Source organism: Synechococcus sp. 'PEA 65AY6A-5F PE A', from assembly GCF_047462575.1.
Classification (GTDB): Bacteria; Cyanobacteriota; Cyanobacteriia; order Thermostichales; family Thermostichaceae; genus Thermostichus.
Genome location: NZ_JAOALE010000026.1, coordinates 1 through 20,138, shown reverse-complemented (window position 1 = coordinate 20,138; position 20,138 = coordinate 1). Strand labels below are relative to the sequence as shown.

Below are 20,138 nucleotides of genomic sequence, written 5' to 3'. Positions count from 1 at the left end.
CTCGACTCACACCTCGAATCAGGGATTCAGAGGAAACTCCTCTAACCCTTGAAGCTGCCGCTCAACACTCGACCCAAGGTTTTGAAATCCTCCAAAACCCGCCCTGTACCGAGCACCACACAACTGAGGGGATCCGGGGCAATGTGAACCAGGATCCCGGTCTCATGGCTGATCAGGGCGTCTAGCCCCTTGAGCAACGCCCCCCCTCCCGCCAACATAATGCCGCGGTCGATGATGTCTGCCGCCAATTCCGGCGGCGTGCGCTCCAGGGTGCGCTTGATGGCCTCCACAATGACCGAGAGGGGCTCGGCCATGCTCTCACGGATCTCAGTGCTCTTCACCGTCACAGTGCGGGGCAAACCCGAAAGCAAATGCAGCCCCCGCACTTCCATGGTCATCTCCTCTTGAGTTGGGTAGGCAGAGCCGATTTGAATTTTAATCTCTTCGGCAGTGCGCTCCCCGATGGTGAGATTGTGAACTTTTTTCATGTACTGAATGATGGCCTCGCTCAGCTCGTCTCCTGCCACCCGCACCGACTCGCTGAGGACGATCCCTTGCAAGCTGAGGACGGCCACCTCGGTGGTGCCGCCGCCGATGTCGATGATCATGTTCCCGGTGGGCTCTTGCACCGGCAGCCCCGCGCCGATGGCTGCTGCCACCGGCTCATCCACCAAATACACCTCCCGCGAGCCGGCTTGCAGGGCCGCTTCCATCACTGCCCGTCGCTCTACGCCGGTCACCCCACTTGGGATCCCGATGACGATGCGCGGGGCGATCAAGTAACGACCTCCATGCACCCGCTGGATGAAGTGCTTCAGCATCATCTCCGCCGTGTCGAAGTCGGCGATCACCCCATCCCGCAGAGGACGCACAGCCACGATGTTGCCCGGGGTACGGCCCAACATTTTTTTGGCATCTTCCCCCACGGCCAGCGGTTGTTTGGTGTTTTGGTCGATGGCGACGACAGAGGGCTCCTGTAGGACAATGCCGCGGCCAGCCACATAGACTAGGGTGTTGGCCGTGCCCAGATCGATGCCCATGTCACGGGAAAATCGGCTGAATAGCCCCACGGTAGGTTGCTCCAGTTTTTATTCGTGAAGAAAGAGCAGCAAGTCTCGCTACCTACTATAGTCCAATCCTAGGAGAGGCGGGGATCCCTTTCCGAGTGGCGCAGTTAGGGCTGGCTATCAGCGGAAGTTCGGATTAGAATGAGTAGCTTCCTTTTTCCGGTTGCGATGCAGATTGCTGCAGCTTTGCTGAGCTTGGCCACCCCCAATTTGCCCCGTTTGTTGCACTTTTACCAGGCCCTCTTGGGGATCCCGCCCCAAGTCCAGCTCTCCAGGGAGGGAGAGCCAGTGTATGTGGAGTTTCGCCTGCCTGGCCTGCGACTGGGCCTCTACCGCAGTCTCCATCCAGAGTTTGCCGCCCAGGCGGGAGCAGCAAGTCTTTGCCTGCAGGTGCAGGATCTGGCGGCATGCCTGGGATCCCTGGCGGCGGTGTTGGCGGAGCACCAGATCTCCGTTTCGCCGCTGCGGCAGGCCTTTCACGGCCAGGAGGTGGACTTCCGGGATCCCGATGGCAATCGCATTGTGTTGCACCAACCTTCTGCGGCCTTCTGGCAGGCGATGACCTGGGAGGGGACTTGCAACTGAACCAAGACCCCTGAGGCTCAGGGGAGACTCTTTGGAACCTTTTCGAGCAAAAAAAGTTGTGGCAGGTGCTATGTCCCAGACTGAATTCAAAGGGTCGTAGCCAGTTTGGGGGGACAGGCTTTTTCCCAATTGGGGCAAGAGGCCGGGGTGTTGGGAAAAGTCCCCCATCCCCTGTGGTTGAGAATAGTTAAAACTCGGAGGCTAGGTAGGGATGGCGGTGTCCCCGTTGAGGCTGAGCAGGTCATGAAAAAACCTCTGGGCGTCTGTCCGTGTTTCGACCCCAGAGGCTTCTTCTCTTCACTCCTCACCACCCCTGAGCGTACCCGCCTTCCAAAAGGTTGTCAAGCATTTTCCCAGGGGGGCTAGCGGGTGGGAAACCGCACCAGAGCAGCGCTGCCGTAGAGGATCATCTGGTGAGGCTGTAGGCACACCCGATCTACTCGCAGCTTGCTCCCTTGCAGGGCTAGCCGATCCAAATCCAGGAGCGCATTCAGGTGATCCACCAAGGCTCGGCTCAGGGCCCGCCCCTCCTCCGTGTCGCCCTCAAACAGCGGATCGGCAAGGCAAATGCGGCGACGTTCTAGCACCTCGATGCGAGCGGAAAAGCCCACCTGCAAGGGCTTTTCTCCCCCTGGCTGAACCTCGGCCTGCAATCGCAACCGCTGCTCTGGGGTGAGGTGAACCTCGACCTGATGAAATGAGAGCGGCTTGCCCCCCTGATCCACCTGAGCCAGCTTGTTCAGCACAAAAGGGGTGTTAAAGGATCGCGCCAGATCCGCTTCGCTCAGCACCACCCGCATCCTGGCCTGCACCGGCTGCCGCAGCTTAATCCGACCCTGCCAGATTTGGCTAAAGTCAATGGCTACAGCGTTGCAAAACAGCTCTAAAAGCGAAAGCCGCAGGCCGTTGTACATCTGCAGGTTCTGGCCCACCAGCTCAAAGCTGTCGATGCGTCCTTGCAACAGCTTGGCAATGGGCTCTGCCCGCACGCGCGCCTCCAGCTGCTCTGCCTGCTTGAAGAGAGCGCGAATGGCTGCGCTCACTCCCCGGCTGACCCAGTCAGTAAGCATGGGATGAGGCAAAGAGAGTTCTGGCAGGAGTCCTGTGACCATAGGGCAAGCTAAGAGCGCCTACAGGGATCATAACCAACCATTAAGAAAAGTTACAGCTCCTACCGAGGGAGAGCTGCTCTCTCAAGGGTATGGGCGTCCCTCTTGCATGGCCGAGCGGGCCACGGCTGCGATCCCCTGGTCGGTGGCGCGGGGCAGATGAAAGTACCGTCCGCCCGCCAGTTCCGCCAGCTCGGCGCTGAAACCGGTGGTTACAAAGCGGCTCTGCGAGTCGATGAGAAGCAGCTTCAATCCCAGGGCGCGGATGCGCAGGGCGATCTCCCGCAGCTCCTGCTTCAGGTCGATGGGATCGCTTTCGCTGCGTCCCAGGGAGCGGCTGAGGGGGATGTTGGCCCGGCCATCGGTGAGGGCTACCAGGAGCACCTCTCCCACGTCGCCGCTGGCGCGGGCGTTCACCCCCAGGCGCACCGCTTGGGTGAGGGCATGGGCCAGTGGGGATCCCCCGCCGCAGGGCAGGGATTCCAGGCGGCGGCGGGCCAGCTCGATGGAGCGGGTGGGGGGCAGCAGCACCTCGGCAGCCTCGCCGCGAAAGGCAATCAGGGCAACTTTGTCGCGGTTTTGGTAGGCCTCAGTGAGCAGGCGCAGGGCGGCGCCTTTGGCCGCCTGCATGCGGTTGAGGGCCATGGAGCCGGAGGCGTCTACCACGAAGATCACCAAGGCCCCTGCCTTGCGGGCCAGCTTCTTGGCGCGGATGTCGCCGGGCTCAACAATGACGGCCCGCCCCGGCTGCCGCTGGCGGCGGCTTTTCTGGTAGGGGGCAGCCGCCCGCAGAGTGGCGTCGACGGCGATGCAGGGATTGGCGCCCTGGGGCAGGATGGGCTTGACGTAGCGGCCCCGGTCGGCGCTGAACACCAGGCTGCGGGATCCCGTTTTCCCTTGTTTGTTGAGGGATTGGGCAAAGGCCAAGAGGCGCGGGTCGAGGGCCACTTGTTCGGGATCGAAGAAAAACTCCTGGGGCAGGCTGGGATTTTCCGGCTGGGGCTCCGTCTCTTCTCTGTCTTCCCCCTCCTTGTCGGGCTCTGGCGGCTGGGGATCCGACTGTTGCGATTGGGGTGGCGGCGGGGGTTGGTCGGGATCGTAGCGGGCGCGGGGCAGCAGCACCAGTTGCACTGCCTGTTGCAGATCCTCGGCCACCAGGCGATCCCGTCCCTCCAGGGCGGCCAGGGCCCAGGCGGCCCGCAGGGCAAACTGCTCCCCTCGATGGCCTTGGACGTTGCCGCGGATGGCTTCTTGCACCAGGTAGAGGATCTGTTCCCGCTTGGGCTTGACCTGGGGCAGCCACTCCCGCGCCAGGAGAATGCGGGTGCGGATTTCCTCCAGTTCCGCTTGGTGTTCCGCCAGAAAGGACTCGGGAGCGTCGACAAATTGCGTTGCCCGCTGGACAATTTCCCTGCGCTCTTCCAGGCTCAGCTCCTGCCCCACCGGCACCACCAGCGCCAGGCGATCCAGCAGGTGGGGGCGCAGGGATCCCTCTTCGGGGTTGTAGGTGGCCACCAAGAGAGGCCGGCAGGGGTGTTGCAGGCTCAGCCCTTCCCGCTCCAGGCGGTTGACCCCATCTCCCACCACCGTCAGCAGCAGGTTGACGATGGCGTCGTCCAAGAGGTGGATGTCATCCACGTAGAGCACGCCGCGGTGGGCGGCAGCCAAGAGCCCCGGCTGAAAAACCGTTTCCCCCTGCCTCACCGAGGCCTCCACATCTACCGATCCCAGCAGCCGATCCTCCGTCACCCCCAAAGGCACCTGGACAAAGGGAGGAGCTATCACCTGGGTGGGGGGTGTCGTTCCCTGGGGGTAGCGGGCCTTGGCCCAGTCCGACCAGGTCTCGGGCCGCGCCGGGTCGTCGTTGCAATAGGAGCCGGCAATCACCTCGATGGGGGGCAGCAGGGCGTGGATCCCTCGGGCCAAGACCGACTTGGCCGTGCCGCGCGGCCCCACCAGCACCACTCCTCCCAAGCTGGGATCCACCGCCGCCAACAGGAGAGCCAGCTTGGCGGTTTGCTGGCCGACCACGGCGGTAAGAGGGAAAGTGCGGGGAGGGGCTAGAGCTGCCGATCCTGAGGTTGAGGAGTAGAACGTGGCCATCGGCACGATAGGGGCTCGAGGTAGGGAGACATGCACTCAAGTCTATCGCTTGTAGGAGTTTCCCGGAGCCTTGCCAACTGGCTACCGCTAGCCTCTTCCTCGAACGAGGTTGCCAGAGCCACCCCTCAACAAGTAGCAATCATCACATGCTTGGCAATTTGATACTCTCGCACGGCCTCTGCCGAGAGATCTTTGCCAAATCCCGATTGCTTGAAGCCGCCGTGGGGAGCCTCGGAGGCGATGGGGAGATGATCGTTGATCCAGACGGTTCCGAACTCCAGATCGGCGGCCAGTTTCATGGCTCGTCCGAGGTCTTGAGTCCACACAGAAGCCGCCAGCCCGTATAGGACGTCATTGCCCAGGCGTAGCGCTTCCGCTTCTTCGCGGAACGAGCCGAGCGTGAGGACCGGCCCAAAAACCTCACTCTGCACGATCTCCGCTTTTTGATCGACATGGGTAATCACTGTGGGTTCGTAGTAGTAGCCCCGGTCAAACTGAGGAGGGATCCGCCCGCCGGTCAGCACCTTGGCTCCCTCGGCTTTGGCCCGCTCCACAAATCCCCTCACCCGCTCCCGCTGGGCTGCCGAGACCAAGGGCCCCATCTCCACCCCCGCCTCAAAAGGGGATCCCAGCCTTACTTTGCGCATCGCCTCGACGATGGCCTCTTGCATCTGCGCCAGCTTGCTCTCGTGCACATAGAGGCGGGTGGCTGCCGTGCAGTCCTGGCCGCTGTTGAAGGTGGCGGCAAAAGCAGCCTTGGCGGCCACAGTCTCCACGTCGGCATCCTCGAAAACCAAAAACGGGGCTTTGCCTCCCAGCTCCAGATGCACCCGCTTGAGAGTGTCTGCCGCCGTCCGCATCACCTGCTTGCCAGTGGCAGTAGAGCCGGTGAGGCTGACCATGCGTACCTGCGGGTGCTCCACCAGGGCTTGGCCGGTAGCATCGCCTCCGGTAATGATGTTGACCACCCCCGGCGGGATCCCGGCCTCAGCAGTCAGCTCCGCCAGCATCAGGGTAGTCAGAGGGGTGGTGGGAGCGGGCTTGAGCACTACTGTGCAGCCGGCAGCCAGGGCGGGGCCGATCTTCCAGACGGCCATCAGCAGCGGGTAGTTCCAAGGGGTAATTTGCGCGCACACCCCCACTGGCTCCTTGCGAAATAGCGAGGTGTAACCTCTGGCGTATTCTCCGGCGCTCAAACCATGGATGTCGCGGGCGGCAGCGGCAAAGAAACGCAGGTTATCCACCGCAAAGGCCAGATCCCCTCCCAAGCTGACCAGCTCGTAGGGCTTGCCGGTGTTTTCCGACTCCAGACGGGCCAGCTCGGCAGCGCGAGCTTCGATGAGATCCGCCAACTTCCAGAGGGCCAGGGATCGCTCGCCGGGGGTGAGCTTCGACCAACGGCCATCGTAGAAAGCCGTGTGGGCCGCCTGCACCGCCCGATCCACATCGGCAGGGCTGGCGTCCACCACCTCCGCCAATTGCTCGCCCGTAGCCGGGTTCTCGATGACCATCAGGTTTCCCCCTTGGCTGTCAACCCATTGGCCGTCGATCCAGAGTTTGTGGGCCATGGCCTCTTCTCAACTGCTCGCTAGCAACACTTCTCCCCATTGTGCCGAATCTTGTCCAGCTTGGAGGGCGTTGTCGAGGAGAGGGCCAAGCCGCCAGGGATCCCCTCTCTTGGGGTTTCCGTCTGGTAAGGTCAGAAGGGAGCTTTCTGCACCAGCGAGGTTGGCCTATGTCTCCTGTGCTGTGGCAAGCCATTGGGTACGCCGGCGGGATCTCGCTGGGGATCGTGGGACTGGTTGCCCTTGTCAACTTTCTCTGGCAGCGCCTAGAGCAGCAGGCGGAGAAAGCTACGGCCCAGCCAGCCGAGTCGCCCTCGGCTTCAGAACTTGGCAACACCTCGGAGGGATCCCCCTCAGCATGAGCGACAGGGTTCGCGTTCACGTTTGGGTGCGCGGGCGGGTTCAGGGAGTGGGGTTTCGGGCCTACACCGAAGCCATGGCCCGCAACGCCGGCGTCCACGGCTGGGTGCGCAATCTGCGGGATGGCCGGGTGGAGGCGGTTTTTGAAGGATCCCCGGCGGCGGTGGAGGCGATGTTGCGCTGGTGCCAGCAGGGCAGCCCCGGCTCGCGGGTGGAGGCCGTCGAACACCGCTTCGAGCCACCCGAAGGCCTCTCCACCTTCGAGATCCGCCCCACCGTTTGAGGCAGCAGCTCAGCAGCTAGCGATATCCCACTAGAATGGGAAAACCTACTCTTTCTCGTTTGGCCATGACGGTTGCTGCCCCTGCCAAAGTGGAATACGAAGCTGTGATTGGGCTGGAGGTGCACTGCCAGCTCAGCACCCGCTCCAAGATCTTCTCCAGCAGCGCGACGGCCTTTGGCGCTCCCCCCAACACCCAAATTGACCCTGTCTGCATGGGCCTGCCCGGCACCCTGCCCGTGCTGAACGAGAAGGTGCTGGAATACGCGGTCAAGGCTGGCCTGGCCCTCAATTGCACCATCGCCCCCTACAGCAAGTTCGACCGCAAGCAGTACTTCTACCCCGACCTGCCCAAAAACTACCAAATCTCCCAGTACGACCTGCCCATTGCCACCCACGGCTGGGTCGAGATCCAGCTCAGCGACGGCCGCAGCAAGCGCATCGGCATCACCCGTTTGCACATAGAAGAAGACGCGGGCAAATTGGTGCATGCCGGCAGCGATCGGCTGTCGGGATCCAGCTATTCCCTGGTGGATTTCAACCGGGCAGGAGTTCCCCTCATCGAGATCGTCAGCGAGCCGGATATCCGCACTGGGGAAGAAGCAGCCGAGTATGTACAGGAGCTGCGCCGCATCCTCCGCTACGCCGGGCTGTGCGATGGCAACCTACAGGAGGGATCCCTGCGCTGCGACGTCAACATCTCGGTGCGCCCGCTGGGCTCCCCGACCTTTGGCACGAAGGTGGAAATCAAGAACATGAACTCCTTCAACGCCATCCAGCGGGCCATCGAGTACGAGTTCAACCGCCAAGTTAAGGCCGTGGAAGCAGGCGAGCCCATCGTACAGGAGACCCGCCTCTGGGAAGAAAACAGCCAGCGCACCATCAGCATGCGCAAGAAAGAGGGATCCAGCGACTACCGCTATTTTCCGGAGCCGGATCTGCCGCCCATTCGTGTGACGGAAGCGCAAAAAGCCCGCTGGCAGGCGGAGCTGCCGGAATTGCCCAGTGTGAAGCGGCGGCGCTACCAACAGGTGTACGGCCTCTCGGTGTATGACTCCCGCTACCTCAGCGACGAACGCAACACCGCCGAGTACTTTGAGGCCGTGGTTGCTGCCGGCGCCGACCCGAAGGCAGCCGCCAACTGGATGATGAGCGACATCGCCAGCTACCTCAACACCCACAAGCTGGACTACCCGGACATCGCCTTGAAGCCGGAAACCCTGGCTGAGCTAATCGGCCTCATCGAGCAAGGCACTATTTCCAGCAAAATTGCCAAGGAGATCCTGCCGGAGCTGCTGGAAAAAGGCGGCTCGGCCTGCGCCCTGGTGGAGGCCAAGGGCCTGACCCAGATCTCCGATAGCAGCCTCTTGGAGCCAATGATCGCCGAGGTGCTGGCCGAGAACCCCGAGCAACTGCAGCAGTACCGGGAGGGCAAAACCAAGCTCTTCGGCTACTTTGTCGGGCAACTGATGAAAAAAACCCAAGGACGGGCGGATCCCAAGCTGGCCAACGAGCTGCTCAAGCGGCATCTAGACGGCTAATTCCAGGCTTCGGTGAGGGAATAGCCCAATTCCTGGATCATGCGCCGCAGCAACGGCAAACTCAGCCCAATGACGTTGCCAGGGCACCCCTCGATCCGCTCCACAAACAAGCTGCCGCGGCCGTCAATGGCAAAGCAGCCAGCACAATTGAGCGGCTCGCCGGTGGCCACGTAGGCGCGGATCTCCTCGTCGCTGGGCTTGGCAAAAAACACCCGTGTTACCGCATAGTGGACGAGGCGGCGGTTCTGCCTCGTGTCAATCAAGGCATGGCCCGTGTAGAGCTCTCCCACTTCGCCCCGCATTTGCCGCAGGCGCCGTTCCGCCTCTAGAGCATTGGCCGGCTTGCCCAGGATCTCCCCCCCTAGGTAGAGCACGGAGTCAGCCCCGATCACCAAGACGGGCTCCCGTTGCTGAGCCGCCACCGCTTCGGCTTTGGCCGCAGCCAGCTTCTGCACCAGCTCCACCGGATCCGGGCTCTGGATTTGGCTTTCGTCAAAGTAGCTGGGTTGAACGCGAAAAGGGATCCGGGCAGCTTCTAACAATTGGCGGCGGGCAGGAGATTGCGAAGCCAGGACAATGGGAGGCAACATCGATTCAATGCTCAACTCAAGCCTAGACGTTTGCAGGACTGAAGTTTGCTCTACTACTAGTTTCCATTAACCTAGTCAAGGTACGCCCGATAGGCGCTCAAGGGAAACCCTCTCGATCTCTTCCCAACGGGATCCCGTCTGTGACCACCCTACCCTCCCAGGCCACCCAAACTGAGCTTGCCCCTGCTGGCCTCCTCCAGCGCTACTGGGGGGATCAGGACACACCCGAAAGCCGCTGGGTCAATTGGCTGGTGGCGGTGCTGGTTTTCTGTTCGTCTGCCTTTTTTGTAGTGGAGACCTACCCCATTCCCCCCCAACTCCGCCTTGGGCTGGAGCGGCTGGATCGCCTCATCCTCGGCCTATTCGTGGTGGAATATCTACTGCGCTGGGCAGCGGCCCTGCAGAAGCTGCGCTACGTCTTCAGCCTCTATTCGCTCATTGACTTGCTGGCGATTTTGCCTTTTTTTGCCGGGCTGACGGATATTCGCTTTATCCGCCTCTTGCGCTGGTTTCGTATCTTGCGGCTGCTGCGCCTGGTGGAGGGCAAGACCCTCTTTGGTCAGGTCATCTCCGCCGACACCCGCATCTTGTTGCGCATCCTTTTTACTCTCTTTGCGATTGTCTTCGTCTACTCTGGCCTCATCTACCAGGTGGAACATCCGGCCAATCCCGGCGCTTTTGCCACCTTTTTGGATGCTTTCTACTTTTCGGTTGTTACCATGACCACGGTAGGGTTTGGGGATCTCACCCCCACCTCTGAGCTGGGCCGGCTGTTGACGGTGCTGATGATCCTGACGGGCGTGGCCCTGATCCCTTGGCAAGTAGGGGAGCTGATCAAGCAACTGGTGAAAAGCGGCACCTCGCTGCAGTGGGCCTGCCCGGGATGCGGCCTCTCCCAGCACGATGAGGATGCCCAGTTTTGTAAGCGCTGCGGCACGCCGCTCTATCCGGATAGCCAAGCCTCTCCAGCCAGCAGTCCGCTGGCCAATCTGCCGGTTGGGGGCAAAGACAGGATAGGCTAGGACGGGATCGAGAGAACCTGCAATGTTGGCACATCCTGAATTGGCCATCCCTGGCAAGCTCAATGTAAAGGCGGGAGTGGTGATGCTGCTGGCAGCCATCGTCCTGGGCCTCATCCTCAGTCAGGTTCAGCCGCTGCTGCCCGCTCCGCAAGATTTGCCAGGGATCCCTAGGGAACCCCTTTCCTGGCAAGAGGTGCCCAAACAAAAGTACGCCTGGCACATCTGCTACGCCTTTTTGGGCAATATGGGGCTGATCAACATCGGCGGCGGCCTGGCGCTGGTGGCGTTGGGATCCCGCTTCACAGCCGGGCACCTGTTCTCCCAGATTCTTCTTTTGGGGGGAATGCTGCACCCTGCCTCTTGGGCTTTGGTGGCTCTGACAGGTCTGGAAGGGTGGGGCTGGCTGGGCAATGTCGGGGCGGTGGCGGTGGCGCTGGTGGTGATGGTGTTGTTTGTTCACCTGATCTTGGCTACCTACCGCTCGGGGCAAGCCCTCCAAAAACTGACTCGATCCCGCATCCACCGCTAACTCGGCAGACAGTTGGGGTGAGAAACCGTTTAGCTTAAGATTGTTTTTAGCATTGTTGATGCTGACATTCGACATTAGGTGGGCTGAGCATGGCGATCAAAGAAGAAGTTTTTTTTGAGGGCGGCCCTCACACGGGCGATCTGGTGTTGAACTCCTTCCTCGGCCTCACCCTCGTTGGCTTGCCTCTGTTTGTGGGCGCCCTGGTGCGCAAGCTTTGGGTTCACTACCGGATAACCAACCGTCGCATCACTGTGATCGGCGGCTGGGGCGGCAAGGAGCGCTCTGATGTCATTTACAAAGAGATTGCCAAGGTGGTGACGGTGCCACGGGGCCTAGGCACCTGGGGCGATATGGTGCTCACCCTCAAAGACGGCAGCCGCCTAGAGATGCGGGCAGTGCCCCGCTTCCGCGAGATCTACGCCTACATCAGCGAACGGCTGGACGAGAAAGCCAGGCAAGTAAGCGGGCCCATCGGCAAAAGGTCCCCCTCGACCCAAGCCTAGCCATGCCTGCTTGGGATCCCTCCTGGGCGCAGCGCCTGGCGCTGGTGCACGAGTATTTGATCTGGCCAGGGGGATCGGAAAAGGTTTTGCAGGAGCTCCTTGCCTTTGCCCCACAGGCACCTCTCTACGTCAGCCTCTTCTCGTCCCACACCTTGCCGCCGAGCTGGCAGCAGCGGTCGGTTTACACCTCGTTTTTGCAGGGCTGGGCCCGCTGGCTGGGGGTGCTGCGGCGCAACTATCACAGCCGCCTTAAGTACCTGCTGCCCTGGATGCCCTTGGCCTACGAGAGCTTTGACTTCTCCGCCTATGACTGCGTCATCTCCAGCAGCCATGCCTTTGCCAAAGGGATCCTGACAGGGCCTTCCACTCTGCACCTTAGCTACATCCACAGCCCGCCCCGTTACCTCTGGGAAAACCAGGAGCTCTATCTGGAGCGGGAGGGGTTGACGGGGATCCGCCCGCTTGCCGCCCTCAGCCGCTGGCTGTTGCACCGCCTGCGCCAGTGGGACTTTGTGGCAGCCCAGCGGCCAGACCTATTGATTGCCAACTCGCAGCACATCCGCCGGCGCCTGGCCAAGCTCTACCGCCGCGAGGCTGTGGTTATCTATCCGCCGGTGCCGCTGCAGGGGTTTGAGCCGGTAACCCATCCCCAAGCCGACTACGACCTGGTGGTGGGCCGGCTGGTGCCCTACAAGCGGGTGGATTTGGCCATTGCTGCCTGCAAGCAACTGGGCCGCCGCCTGGTAGTGGTGGGGGAAGGGCCGGAGCTGCCGCGACTGAAGCAACTGGCAGGGCCGCAAGTGGAGTTTTTGCCCCACCAGCCCCAAGACCGCCTGCAGGAGCTGCTGGCCAATTGCCGGCTGCTGCTGTTTCCCTGGGAAGAGGATTTTGGCCTGGTGGCGGTGGAGGCGCAAGCCTGTGGTCGTCCTGTGGTCGCCCTCAACCGAGGGGGCACTCGCGAGACCGTCATCCACGGCCAGACGGGGATCCTCATCCCCGAAGCCAGGGTGGAAGCCCTCGTCGAAGGGCTGCGCCAGGCGGAGCGCCAGGAATGGGATCCGCAGCGGATTCGGACCCATGCCTTGCAATTTGCGCCGGAGCGGTTCCACGCCCAGTTGGGATCCCTGCTGCGCTGGGCCTGGCCCCGTTTCCAGGCGGGAGAGCGCTTGGATCCGCAAGAATGGCAGCCTCAGTAGGGCCGCCGCTGTACAAAAGCCGGCAACTCGATGCGGCTGCGGCTGCCCCCTTCTCCCCCAGCCCGTGCAGCCGCCAAGGCGGAGCGTCTCAGCAGCTTCTCCGCCCGATCCTGCCGCTCCTCAAGGGCAAGGGGTGGGATCCCACCAGCGGGCGTTCTCCCAGTTGTGGGTCGGCTGGTGGGTGGGGCGGCAGCCACCGCTGGGGAGGGAGCAGGCCCTTCAGCTGCCGCCTGAACCCGTTCCTGAGCCGGGCGGCCAGACCTGAGCTCGACACCTGCTTGGGGAGGAGCCGCAGACGACTGCCGCAGAGCGGCTAGCTGCTCCTCCAGCTCCTGATTGCGTTGCAACAACAGGGCCACCTCTTTTTCCTGAGTTTGGGCATAGGCGTGGGCCTGCACACACTCGGTTTTCAAAGTCGCCACCTGCTGCTGCAGCTTCTCGATCTGTTTCTGGCTAACCAGATGATGGGCCTCCGCCAGCTCCTGTGCCCGCCGGGCTTCTTCCAGGCTTTCCCGAGTTGGTCGCTGGGCCAGCTCCCGAAGCTGCTGCTGCACTTCCTGCCACTGGACAAGGGTGGGCCGCTGAGCCAGCTCTTGGAGAAGCTGATCCCGTTCGGCCCGCAAGGCGTCGAGCTCCCGGGTGAGAGCCTGCACTTGCTCTTCTAGAGCAAGGAGCCGCTGCGTCTGCAGAGACTCCGCCTCGCCGCTGGGATCCACTTGGGCTTTTCGCTCTTGGCGCAGAGCCTGCAGCTCCGCCTCCAGTTTGGCAATTTGCTGGGCCTGTTCTGCCTGGCGCTGCTGGCTCTGCTGCAGCTCCGCCAGCAAGGTGGTTCGCTCGGCCTTGGCAAAAGAGGCTTGTTGGCGCAACTGGTTCAGCTCCGCTTGCAAGCTTGCCCATTGCTCCTGCGAAGGGCGTTCTTCCAATTCGCGAAGACGTTGCTGCGCTGCATTCAGGTCGGCTTGCAGGCGTGCCTTTTCGCTTTCCAGCTCGGCTTTGAGACGCTGCCCCTCAGCCTCGGCCTGGCGGTGGGCCGCCTCCAGCTCCGCCCGTAGGGCTTCCATTTCCTGCGCAGAGGGCCGAGCGGCCAGCTCCTGGATTTGCGCCTGCAACTGCGCCTTCTCTTCCTCCAGCGCTTGAATGCGGAGCTGCGATTGGGCTTGTAAAAGCTGTACCTGCGGCAACTTGACGGCGTATTCCCCCAACTGGTTGGCCTGCTGTTTCAGCTCCCAGAGCTCCTGCTGCAGTTGATAGAACCGGGCCGGATCGACGCGCCGCTGCAGTTCTGCCTTCAGGGTTTCGATTTCTGCTTGGCTGGTCTGCAACTGTTGCTGCAGGATCTGGTAGTGCTCCAGCGTGGGTCGGCGCTCCATTTCCCAGAGAAGATTTTGTAACTCTTCAATGTGCTGCTGTTGGAGCTGAAAAGCTTCCAGGGTAGGACGTTGTTCCAGCCGCGCCTTCTCCTCTTGACAAGCCTGCAAAGCTTGCTCCCGCTCCTGCAGTTGGGCCTGCGCTTCCAGCAGTTGCTGTTCCAGGCGATGGGTACATTCAATCTGCTGCAATGACAGTGCCTCTGACTCTGCTAGGGATCGCTCCAAGTTGCGCACGCGCGCCCGCAAAGCTTTTAGCTCCTCTTCCACTTCCATAGCCCGGCTGCTCGACAGATTATGGGCTTTACTCTAGCAGATGCTCCGGGCAAATATCCAGCTTGACACCACCTATAGCGTGAATTTTTGAGTTCTCCCAAAACTAACGCTAGAGATGTTGCCTCCATCCTCTATACTTGGGGGATGGAGTTCTGAAGCGGGAGCCCTGTGATCAAGCTGGGATCCAAACCTTGGGGGTTGACGCTGGCCCTGCTGGGCGTGGCTCTGGTCGGTTGTGGTGCCGCCGCGCTCACTGCCAGCCCCCCTCTGCCGCCGCTAATCACCAGCAGCGACATTCCTGCCGCCGTTAGCCGGGGCGGCTTTTTGGAGGTTGGGGTCTCGGTGTCGGTGCCGGGGCGGCTCCCAGCGGAGCTGGCGTTTCAGGTGTCATGGTCGGGGATCGAGGTGCAGACGCTGTCAGCAGCCCAGGTCAACTGTGTCTCCGGCAACGTGTCCTGCACTACTCGCTTCCGCATCCGCCCCCCTTTGAACTTGGTGCCCGGCTCTTACCTGCTCAGTTTACGGGTTTTCGACCGGTTGGGACAAAGTGCCGCTGTGACTGCGACGGTGCTGTTGAGGGATCCCTGAAGGCTGCACCGGAGAGTTGCCTTTCAGTTGTTGGCTGGGCGCTTCCGCATGAACGAAAAATCGTTATTTCACCGCCTGGGCAAGCGCCCGGATCCCTGCTTGCAGACGTTCTTCAATGTCGGCCTCCAGCCGCAGGGTGCCGTCGGCCTCAAACTGGATCTGCGAGCTGAGGATGTAGATCCCTTTCAAGATATGGGTTGCGCCCATCACGGCCAGCACCGGCTTCATGGCAAAGTCGATGGCCAGCAGGTGGGCCAGGGTTCCCCCGGTGGCAATGGGGAGAATCACCTTGCCGGTAAAAGCATCCTGGTCTAGCAAATCCAGCAGCGCCTTCAACACGCCTGGATAAGAAGCTTTATAGACAGGAGCAGAGATGACGATCCCGGCAGCCTGGGCCACCTTTTCCTGAATCTGCTGGAGGTGAGGGCTCTCAAAGTTAACCCGCACCAGATCCTCTGGCGGCAAATCCCGCACCGAGACAAACTCCGTCGTCAATCCCAGACCGGACAGGATCCCGGCAGCGTGGTGCAAAATCGCTTCCGACCGCGGTGGCGGGCCAGCGGCTTCCCGAGAAAGAGGGCCAGGACTACCGGAGAGCAGGAGGATGGCCGGCATGGATCAACAAAAGAAGTAGAACGCTGCTTCTGTTGTACCAGGGATCCCGTCCAAGAAATGCTAAACTATGCGTTAGGAAAGTCTCCAGGTTGTCGAGCCTGGATCCCTGCGGGCGTAGTTCAGTGGTAGAACGCTAGCTTCCCAAGCTGGATGTCGTGAGTTCGAATCTCATCGCCCGCTTCCCCATCGAAAACACAGAGGGATAGCTGGCTGGCCCCGTACTTGAGTGCGGGGCGGAAAGGCCCGTGAGCAACTTTAGCTGCTCATCAATGGCATAGTTATCACCGAGGCGTGCCGTTCCCAGGCGAGCCCCTAAGACGGTGAAAAACCCGACCGGTGGCAAGCGTCCGGAAGAGACTGCCGTCTCAGCCAACCTGCAACGACTCCGTCCCGCTGACGCGATCAGAAAAGTCAGCAGAACCTTGGGGCCTTGCCTCCAGGAACTGTCTAGAGGTGTCTTGACAACGCCTCTGTGAGTCCGCTTGCGGACTGCGTAAAAATCCCCTGGGCGGTAGGAGGGTCAAACAATCTGCCCCACGCAGGGCCTTCACCCTAAGGCAGTGAGGAGCCTAGCTTCTGAGATCCCCGGCTGGCGAAGGATTCCGACCGAAAGGGGCTTCCATGCGGCTGTCCACCACCCGCCGTAGCACCCCGTTGACAAAAGCGGCGGCCTCCGGATCCCCGTATTTTTTGGCCAATTCTACAGCTTCGTTGATGGCGACCTTGTCGGGGCTGCTGCGCAGGATCTCCATTTCCACTACCGCCAGGCGCAGGATATCGCGCTCGATCCGCCCCACCCGCTTCAGTTGCCAGCCTACCAAAACCCCTTGCAAACGGGCGTCGATAGCCTCCTTATGGGTGCGCAGGGCGGTCAACAGTTGGAGAGCGTAGGCGCGTACCTCTTGAGCTTGGGCAATGTGCAACAGCTCCGGCATGGAGAGGGCAACTCCCAGCCGGTTGACCGCCTTTTGGGACAACTGAACGACCTCATCCAGGATGCGGCGGACGCTGTACAGCCGCTGTTCCAGGTGTTCCAGGGCTTGGCCGGCGTTGCTGAGGGCCACTTGGGCTTGGTGGGCCAGCTCCAGCAATTCTCCCTGCACGGTGTCGCCGGCGTTGGCCTCCTTCAGAGCCGTTTCCAAGCGTTGCAGATGTCGTTGGGCCTGCTGAAGGCGGACAGTAAGAGAGCGAGCTCCGCCCTCTTCCTTGGCATCAGAAGCGGCCAATAACAGGGGATCGCTCTCGTGCAACAGGCGATCGCTGCGCTGGATCTCCGCCGCCGCTGTGGAGAGAGTTTCATGGGTCTCTTCCTGCAGAGCGCGGATGGCTGCCAGCAGCAAGTCCTCCAGTTGTTTTTCGCTCAGTTTGGCCGCTGTGGCCGGCAGTTGGTTGACCCCCAGCAGGGCCAGTTCGCGGGCAACACGCCGAGGTTGCATTGCAGAATACCCATGTTTTTAAACGACTGCCCCATCGCGCAAGGCGGCGCTATCGGGCTTAGCCATGCTAGCAGCCTGCCGCGGGGCAATGAAGAACCAGAGGCCCGGGCGCCTCGCTGTCAACTTGCCTCGCAAGGGCGGCTCAACACGCGAAACACCAACGATGCACTCTGCTCTTCGCCAAAGCGAGATTGGCTGGAGACGGAGAGGGTAAGCCGCCGTTTGCTGCGGGTGATGCCCACGTACAGCAGCCGCAGCCGCTCTGCGGCCAGATCCAAAAAGGCTTGCTCGGTGGCCGAGTCGGCCTGCTGCTCCCAACAACTTCTGCGGCTGAGCTGCCGCAACTGGGCCAGGGCTTCTGCTCTCATATCGACATCCTCCAAAAACCTCAGCCCCACCGGTCGCTCTTCAGAGTAGGTGGGAAACTCGTAGGCCGACACCTGGGGGATGAACACCTGATCCCATTCCAAGCCCTTGGCGCGGTGCAGAGTCGTAACGGTGATGCTGCCCGGCTCCGGGTTGAAGGCAAAGATCTCCGAGGGCAGGTTGTTGAGGCGGCGATCCAGAATCACCCGCAATTCTTGGGCAATCTCCTGCCAATCGACCTCGGGCAGGGATCCCAGCACCTGCTCCAACTGGTCGATGACGTAGCAACCCACAAACAGCTCTTCCGGCTTGCGGTAGAGGCTTTGGACAATCACATTGAGCACCTCCGGCCAAGGGGAGCGCCCGGCCCGCAGCCAACCGGCAAGGATGCGCAGCAGCCTGCCCAAGTTTTGCCAAGAGGGGCTATCCGGCAAAGTGGGGGCTTCCCCAAACTGGGGAAATAGCAGCCGCTCCGGCAGCGAGGCGCGGATCCAGTCCAGCATCGGCCCCAGCTCCAGGCGCGGGATCCCGGCCCAGTCGGCCAGGTGATCCACAGCAGCGGCCAAGCGGGCAGAGGAAATGGGCTGGGCCAACCAGTCGATGATTCCCTTGAGTTGCAGCAACACCCGCCGCTGGCTGGGGTTGCCCCGCAACAGATCGATCACCTGCTCTGCCCCCAGTTCCCGCAGGTAGTCGAGGGCCTTGCCCCCCAGCTCGTTGGTGGTGACCAGAATGGCCACCGTCTGGTCGGGAAAAGCCTGGGCGGCTGCCAGGGCCCACCGCGTCACCTCCTGCAGCTCCTGCTCCGGGGATCCGACTACCCGGCGAAACACCACCTCCCCTTCGCTGGCCGGGGGATTTAGGCCGCCAGCGCTGGCCGGGCAAATGTGCTGGGGAGCCAGGGCGGTGCGCAGGGCTGGGATGGGGTGCTTCTGGTTCACCCAGTCCACCAGGCGGTTGGCCAACTCCAGGATCTGGGGGGCGCTGCGGCTGGACTCTTTCAACGTCACCTGGGGATTGGCCTGACAAAAGGCGCGAAACAGCCGCGGCTCGGCGGTGGTGAAGGTGCCCATGATGCTTTGGTTGGGATCCCCGACCCGTACCAGGTTGCCGGTGCGCTGGCTGAGCAGCCGCAGCAGCTCTTCTTGGAGGGGGGAGCTGTCCTGGGCCTCGTCCTCGAATAGGTAGTCGTACCAATTTTGCACCTGCTGCCGCAGGGCCGGGTCGCGCTCGATTAGCTCCACTGCCTGCCAGCCCAGGTCGTCGTAGTCCAGCTTGCCCAGGCGACGCAGCTCCGCTTGGTAGGCAGCATAGATGGGGGCCGCCCAGCCCAGATAGCCCTGAGTAGTTGTGGGGATCGCCTCCGGCCCCAGACGCAGATTCTTGGCCGTGCTGATCACCGCCCGCACCATCTGCTGGAAGCTGCGTCGAAACCGCAGCCGGTTTCGGACCACCTTGTGGGGCTTCTCGGCAGGGATCAAGGGCTCCCAGAGGTGGGTGTGGTGGGCGAGCCAGGCGCGGCAGAGACGGCTGAGCAGGCGCTCCTGTTCATATTCCTCCAGGATGGACAGCTCTTCCCAAGGGCCGGGAACCTCCCGCAACACCCGCAGCGCCAGCGAGTGCAAGGTGAAGGCTTGGGTAAAGCGATCCGGATAGCCCGCCTGTTGCAGGCGTTGGTTGATGCGGTTGATCAAATTGCTTCGCGCCGAACGCATGTAGGTGAACACCCCAATGCGCTCCGGTGGAACGCCGCGATTCAGGATGAGATCGGCGATTAGCAGCTCCAGGATAAACGTCTTGCCGCTCCCCGGAACTGCCGCGATCCCCAGAGGCCCCGACCGATACGCCAATGCCCGTTGCTGTTCTGGACGCAACGTGACTTGGGGAAAAGGAGAATCTGCCAAGCTCACCATTGTATCCGCAACTAGCCGAGGATAAAGGTCTCAATGGCCACCGCCACCCCATCTTCGGTGACGGGGGGAGCAACCCAATCAGCGTGGGGCAGCAGAGCCGGCGAGGCGTTCCCCATGGCTACCCCGATCCCCGCATACTGGAGCATCTCGATGTCGTTGTCGCCATCGCCGATGGCCATCACCTGATCCGCCGACACCCCCAGCAGCTCTTCCGCCAGAAAACGAACGGCATTGCCCTTGTTCACCGCCGCATGGGTGGCCTCCAAAAAAATCGGCTCCGAGCGGGTGAGGTAGATCTGCTCAGGAGAATACCGCTGCCGCAGGGATCCCTGGAGTTGCTGCAGAAACTCCGTATCCTCCGAAACAGCCAGGATCTTGGTGGGGCTTTTCCCGTGTTGGGCGGGGGAGAGCATCTGGAACGGCACCTGGGAGCGCTCGGCATAGGCTTGGCTGAGGGGGCTGAGCTCCCGCAAATAGAGCTGATCGTCGATGTAGAGGTGCACCCCCACCGGCTGATCCTGCAGCACCTGCAGCAGCTCCTCCGCCAGCGACCAGTCCAGGCTCCAATGCTTCAAGGTCTTTTGGCTGTCGGGATCGCGAATGAGCGCCCCCTGATAGCTGCAGAGGGGCATATCGGCCCCAATGGCGTAGTGAAACCGCTCAGCAGAGCGATGCATCCGACCTGTAGCAATGGCTACCCGCACGCCTGCCGCCTTGGCTTTTTGAATGGCCTGCCGCACCGGCTCCGAAACCTGGTTGGAAGGCCCGGCAATCGTGCCGTCGATGTCCAATACCAACAGCCGAATGTCTCTCCAGGATCCTGCCTCCTTTTTTCGCTGTTGGACTTGAGCTTCTGCTCCGGTTTGCATTGCCCCTCCTCCTGGCAACCTCCCAGACACTAACACAAAAGGATAGCTGGGTAGCCCCGCACTTTAGTGCAGGGCGGAAAAGCCCGCTAGCCACTTTAGTCGCTTACCCATGATGGGGGTCGTTGATATAGTTTCATAGCTCAAACAACCTCTTCCTGACTTCTCCTACCAAGACCTTTTTCCTTCTCTTTGGCCAAAAAATGAGATAAACAACCGCTAGCCCCACACCATGGTTGTAGTGATTGTACCGTTGACTTT

19 protein-coding genes, 1 tRNA gene and 1 pseudogene are annotated in these 20,138 nt (G+C 61.7%); 10 read left to right on the top strand and 11 right to left on the bottom strand.

Annotated features, from left to right (window positions below):
* Positions 1 to 41: 41 nt before the first annotated feature.
* The gene (locus GG26_RS09590; protein WP_011429276.1) at positions 42 to 1,070 is read right to left on the bottom strand and encodes a rod shape-determining protein; all 1,029 of its coding nucleotides are present in this window, start codon (positions 1,068 to 1,070) and stop codon (positions 42 to 44) included.
* Positions 1,071 to 1,235: 165 nt separating this feature from the next.
* Here GG26_RS09590 and GG26_RS09585 point away from each other — a divergent pair, with 165 nt between their 5' ends.
* Positions 1,236 to 1,652 (top strand): VOC family protein, encoded by a 417-nt coding sequence (locus GG26_RS09585; protein ID WP_071813547.1) that lies wholly within the window; start codon positions 1,236 to 1,238, stop codon positions 1,650 to 1,652.
* Positions 1,653 to 2,014: 362 nt separating this feature from the next.
* Here the strand turns inward: GG26_RS09585 and GG26_RS09580 are convergent, their stop codons facing one another.
* The 3 genes from GG26_RS09580 to GG26_RS09570 all read right to left on the bottom strand — a co-directional run bounded on the left by GG26_RS09580 (position 2,015) and on the right by GG26_RS09570 (position 6,432).
* The gene (locus tag GG26_RS09580; protein WP_414390225.1) at positions 2,015 to 2,722 is read right to left on the bottom strand and encodes a DUF2993 domain-containing protein; all 708 of its coding nucleotides are present in this window, start codon (positions 2,720 to 2,722) and stop codon (positions 2,015 to 2,017) included.
* 123 nt (positions 2,723 to 2,845) lie between these two features.
* The gene (bchD, locus tag GG26_RS09575; RefSeq protein WP_414390258.1) at positions 2,846 to 4,864 is read right to left on the bottom strand and encodes a magnesium chelatase ATPase subunit D; all 2,019 of its coding nucleotides are present in this window, start codon (positions 4,862 to 4,864) and stop codon (positions 2,846 to 2,848) included.
* A 125-nt stretch (positions 4,865 to 4,989) separates the two neighbouring features.
* Positions 4,990 to 6,432 (bottom strand): gamma-aminobutyraldehyde dehydrogenase, encoded by a 1,443-nt coding sequence (locus GG26_RS09570; protein ID WP_414390222.1) that lies wholly within the window; start codon positions 6,430 to 6,432, stop codon positions 4,990 to 4,992.
* Positions 6,433 to 6,599: 167 nt separating this feature from the next.
* On the opposite strand from GG26_RS09570, the gene GG26_RS09565 reads away from it, so the two are divergent.
* The 3 genes from GG26_RS09565 to gatB all read left to right on the top strand — a co-directional run bounded on the left by GG26_RS09565 (position 6,600) and on the right by gatB (position 8,610).
* Complete coding sequence (locus GG26_RS09565) at positions 6,600 to 6,791, top strand: hypothetical protein (RefSeq protein ID WP_041438067.1); 192 nt, start codon at positions 6,600 to 6,602, stop codon at positions 6,789 to 6,791.
* Entirely contained in the window at positions 6,788 to 7,072 is a 285-nt protein-coding gene (locus GG26_RS09560; RefSeq protein WP_099812511.1) for an acylphosphatase, read from the top strand. Before GG26_RS09565 ends, GG26_RS09560 begins: the two co-directional genes overlap by 4 nt.
* A gap of 65 nt (positions 7,073 to 7,137) precedes the next feature.
* Complete coding sequence (gene gatB, locus GG26_RS09555; RefSeq protein ID WP_414390219.1) at positions 7,138 to 8,610, top strand: Asp-tRNA(Asn)/Glu-tRNA(Gln) amidotransferase subunit GatB; 1,473 nt, start codon at positions 7,138 to 7,140, stop codon at positions 8,608 to 8,610.
* Here the strand turns inward: gatB and GG26_RS09550 are convergent.
* On the bottom strand, positions 8,607 to 9,200 hold the full coding sequence (locus GG26_RS09550; protein ID WP_099834680.1) for a Maf family protein: 594 nt from the start codon (positions 9,198 to 9,200) through the stop codon (positions 8,607 to 8,609). The genes gatB and GG26_RS09550 overlap by 4 nt on opposite strands.
* 140 nt (positions 9,201 to 9,340) lie before the next feature.
* Between GG26_RS09550 and GG26_RS09545 the strand changes: the two genes are divergently transcribed.
* The 4 genes from GG26_RS09545 (at position 9,341) to GG26_RS09530 (ending at position 12,450) form a co-directional block, all read left to right on the top strand.
* On the top strand, positions 9,341 to 10,222 hold the full coding sequence (locus GG26_RS09545; RefSeq protein ID WP_011429266.1) for an ion transporter: 882 nt from the start codon (positions 9,341 to 9,343) through the stop codon (positions 10,220 to 10,222).
* Between the two features lie 22 nt (positions 10,223 to 10,244).
* Positions 10,245 to 10,751, top strand: a complete 507-nt coding sequence (locus tag GG26_RS09540) for a hypothetical protein (protein WP_240527286.1) — start codon at positions 10,245 to 10,247, stop codon at positions 10,749 to 10,751.
* An 89-nt stretch (positions 10,752 to 10,840) separates the two neighbouring features.
* A complete protein-coding gene (locus GG26_RS09535; protein WP_011429264.1) occupies positions 10,841 to 11,254 on the top strand; it encodes a PH domain-containing protein in 414 nt (137 codons plus the stop codon).
* A gap of 2 nt (positions 11,255 to 11,256) precedes the next feature.
* The gene (locus GG26_RS09530; RefSeq protein WP_011429263.1) at positions 11,257 to 12,450 is read left to right on the top strand and encodes a glycosyltransferase; all 1,194 of its coding nucleotides are present in this window, start codon (positions 11,257 to 11,259) and stop codon (positions 12,448 to 12,450) included.
* Here the strand turns inward: GG26_RS09530 and GG26_RS09525 are convergent.
* On the bottom strand, positions 12,444 to 14,093 hold the full coding sequence (locus GG26_RS09525; protein WP_011429262.1) for a hypothetical protein: 1,650 nt from the start codon (positions 14,091 to 14,093) through the stop codon (positions 12,444 to 12,446). The two genes, GG26_RS09530 and GG26_RS09525, sit on opposite strands and share 7 nt — an antisense overlap.
* 168 nt (positions 14,094 to 14,261) lie before the next feature.
* Between GG26_RS09525 and GG26_RS09520 the strand changes: the two genes are divergently transcribed.
* Entirely contained in the window at positions 14,262 to 14,681 is a 420-nt protein-coding gene (locus GG26_RS09520) for a hypothetical protein (RefSeq protein WP_011429261.1), read from the top strand.
* 63 nt (positions 14,682 to 14,744) lie between these two features.
* Here the strand turns inward: GG26_RS09520 and ssuE are convergent, their stop codons facing one another.
* A complete protein-coding gene (ssuE, locus tag GG26_RS09515) occupies positions 14,745 to 15,296 on the bottom strand; it encodes an NADPH-dependent FMN reductase (protein WP_011429260.1) in 552 nt (183 codons plus the stop codon).
* 108 nt (positions 15,297 to 15,404) lie between these two features.
* Here ssuE and GG26_RS09510 point away from each other — a divergent pair.
* Positions 15,405 to 15,476 (top strand) — tRNA-Gly (locus GG26_RS09510).
* Positions 15,477 to 15,865: 389 nt separating this feature from the next.
* Here GG26_RS09510 and nusB read toward each other — a convergent pair.
* The 4 genes and pseudogenes from nusB to GG26_RS09490 form a co-directional block, all read right to left on the bottom strand.
* On the bottom strand, positions 15,866 to 16,732 hold the full coding sequence (gene nusB / locus GG26_RS09505) for a transcription antitermination factor NusB (protein ID WP_099812516.1): 867 nt from the start codon (positions 16,730 to 16,732) through the stop codon (positions 15,866 to 15,868).
* 119 nt (positions 16,733 to 16,851) lie between these two features.
* The gene (locus GG26_RS09500) at positions 16,852 to 19,011 is read right to left on the bottom strand and encodes an ATP-dependent helicase (RefSeq protein ID WP_041438062.1); all 2,160 of its coding nucleotides are present in this window, start codon (positions 19,009 to 19,011) and stop codon (positions 16,852 to 16,854) included.
* Positions 19,012 to 19,022: 11 nt separating this feature from the next.
* A complete protein-coding gene (locus GG26_RS09495) occupies positions 19,023 to 19,880 on the bottom strand; it encodes a Cof-type HAD-IIB family hydrolase (RefSeq protein WP_011429257.1) in 858 nt (285 codons plus the stop codon).
* 136 nt (positions 19,881 to 20,016) lie between these two features.
* Positions 20,017 to 20,138 (bottom strand): annotated as a pseudogene (locus GG26_RS09490) (IS200/IS605 family transposase); the annotation flags it as partial.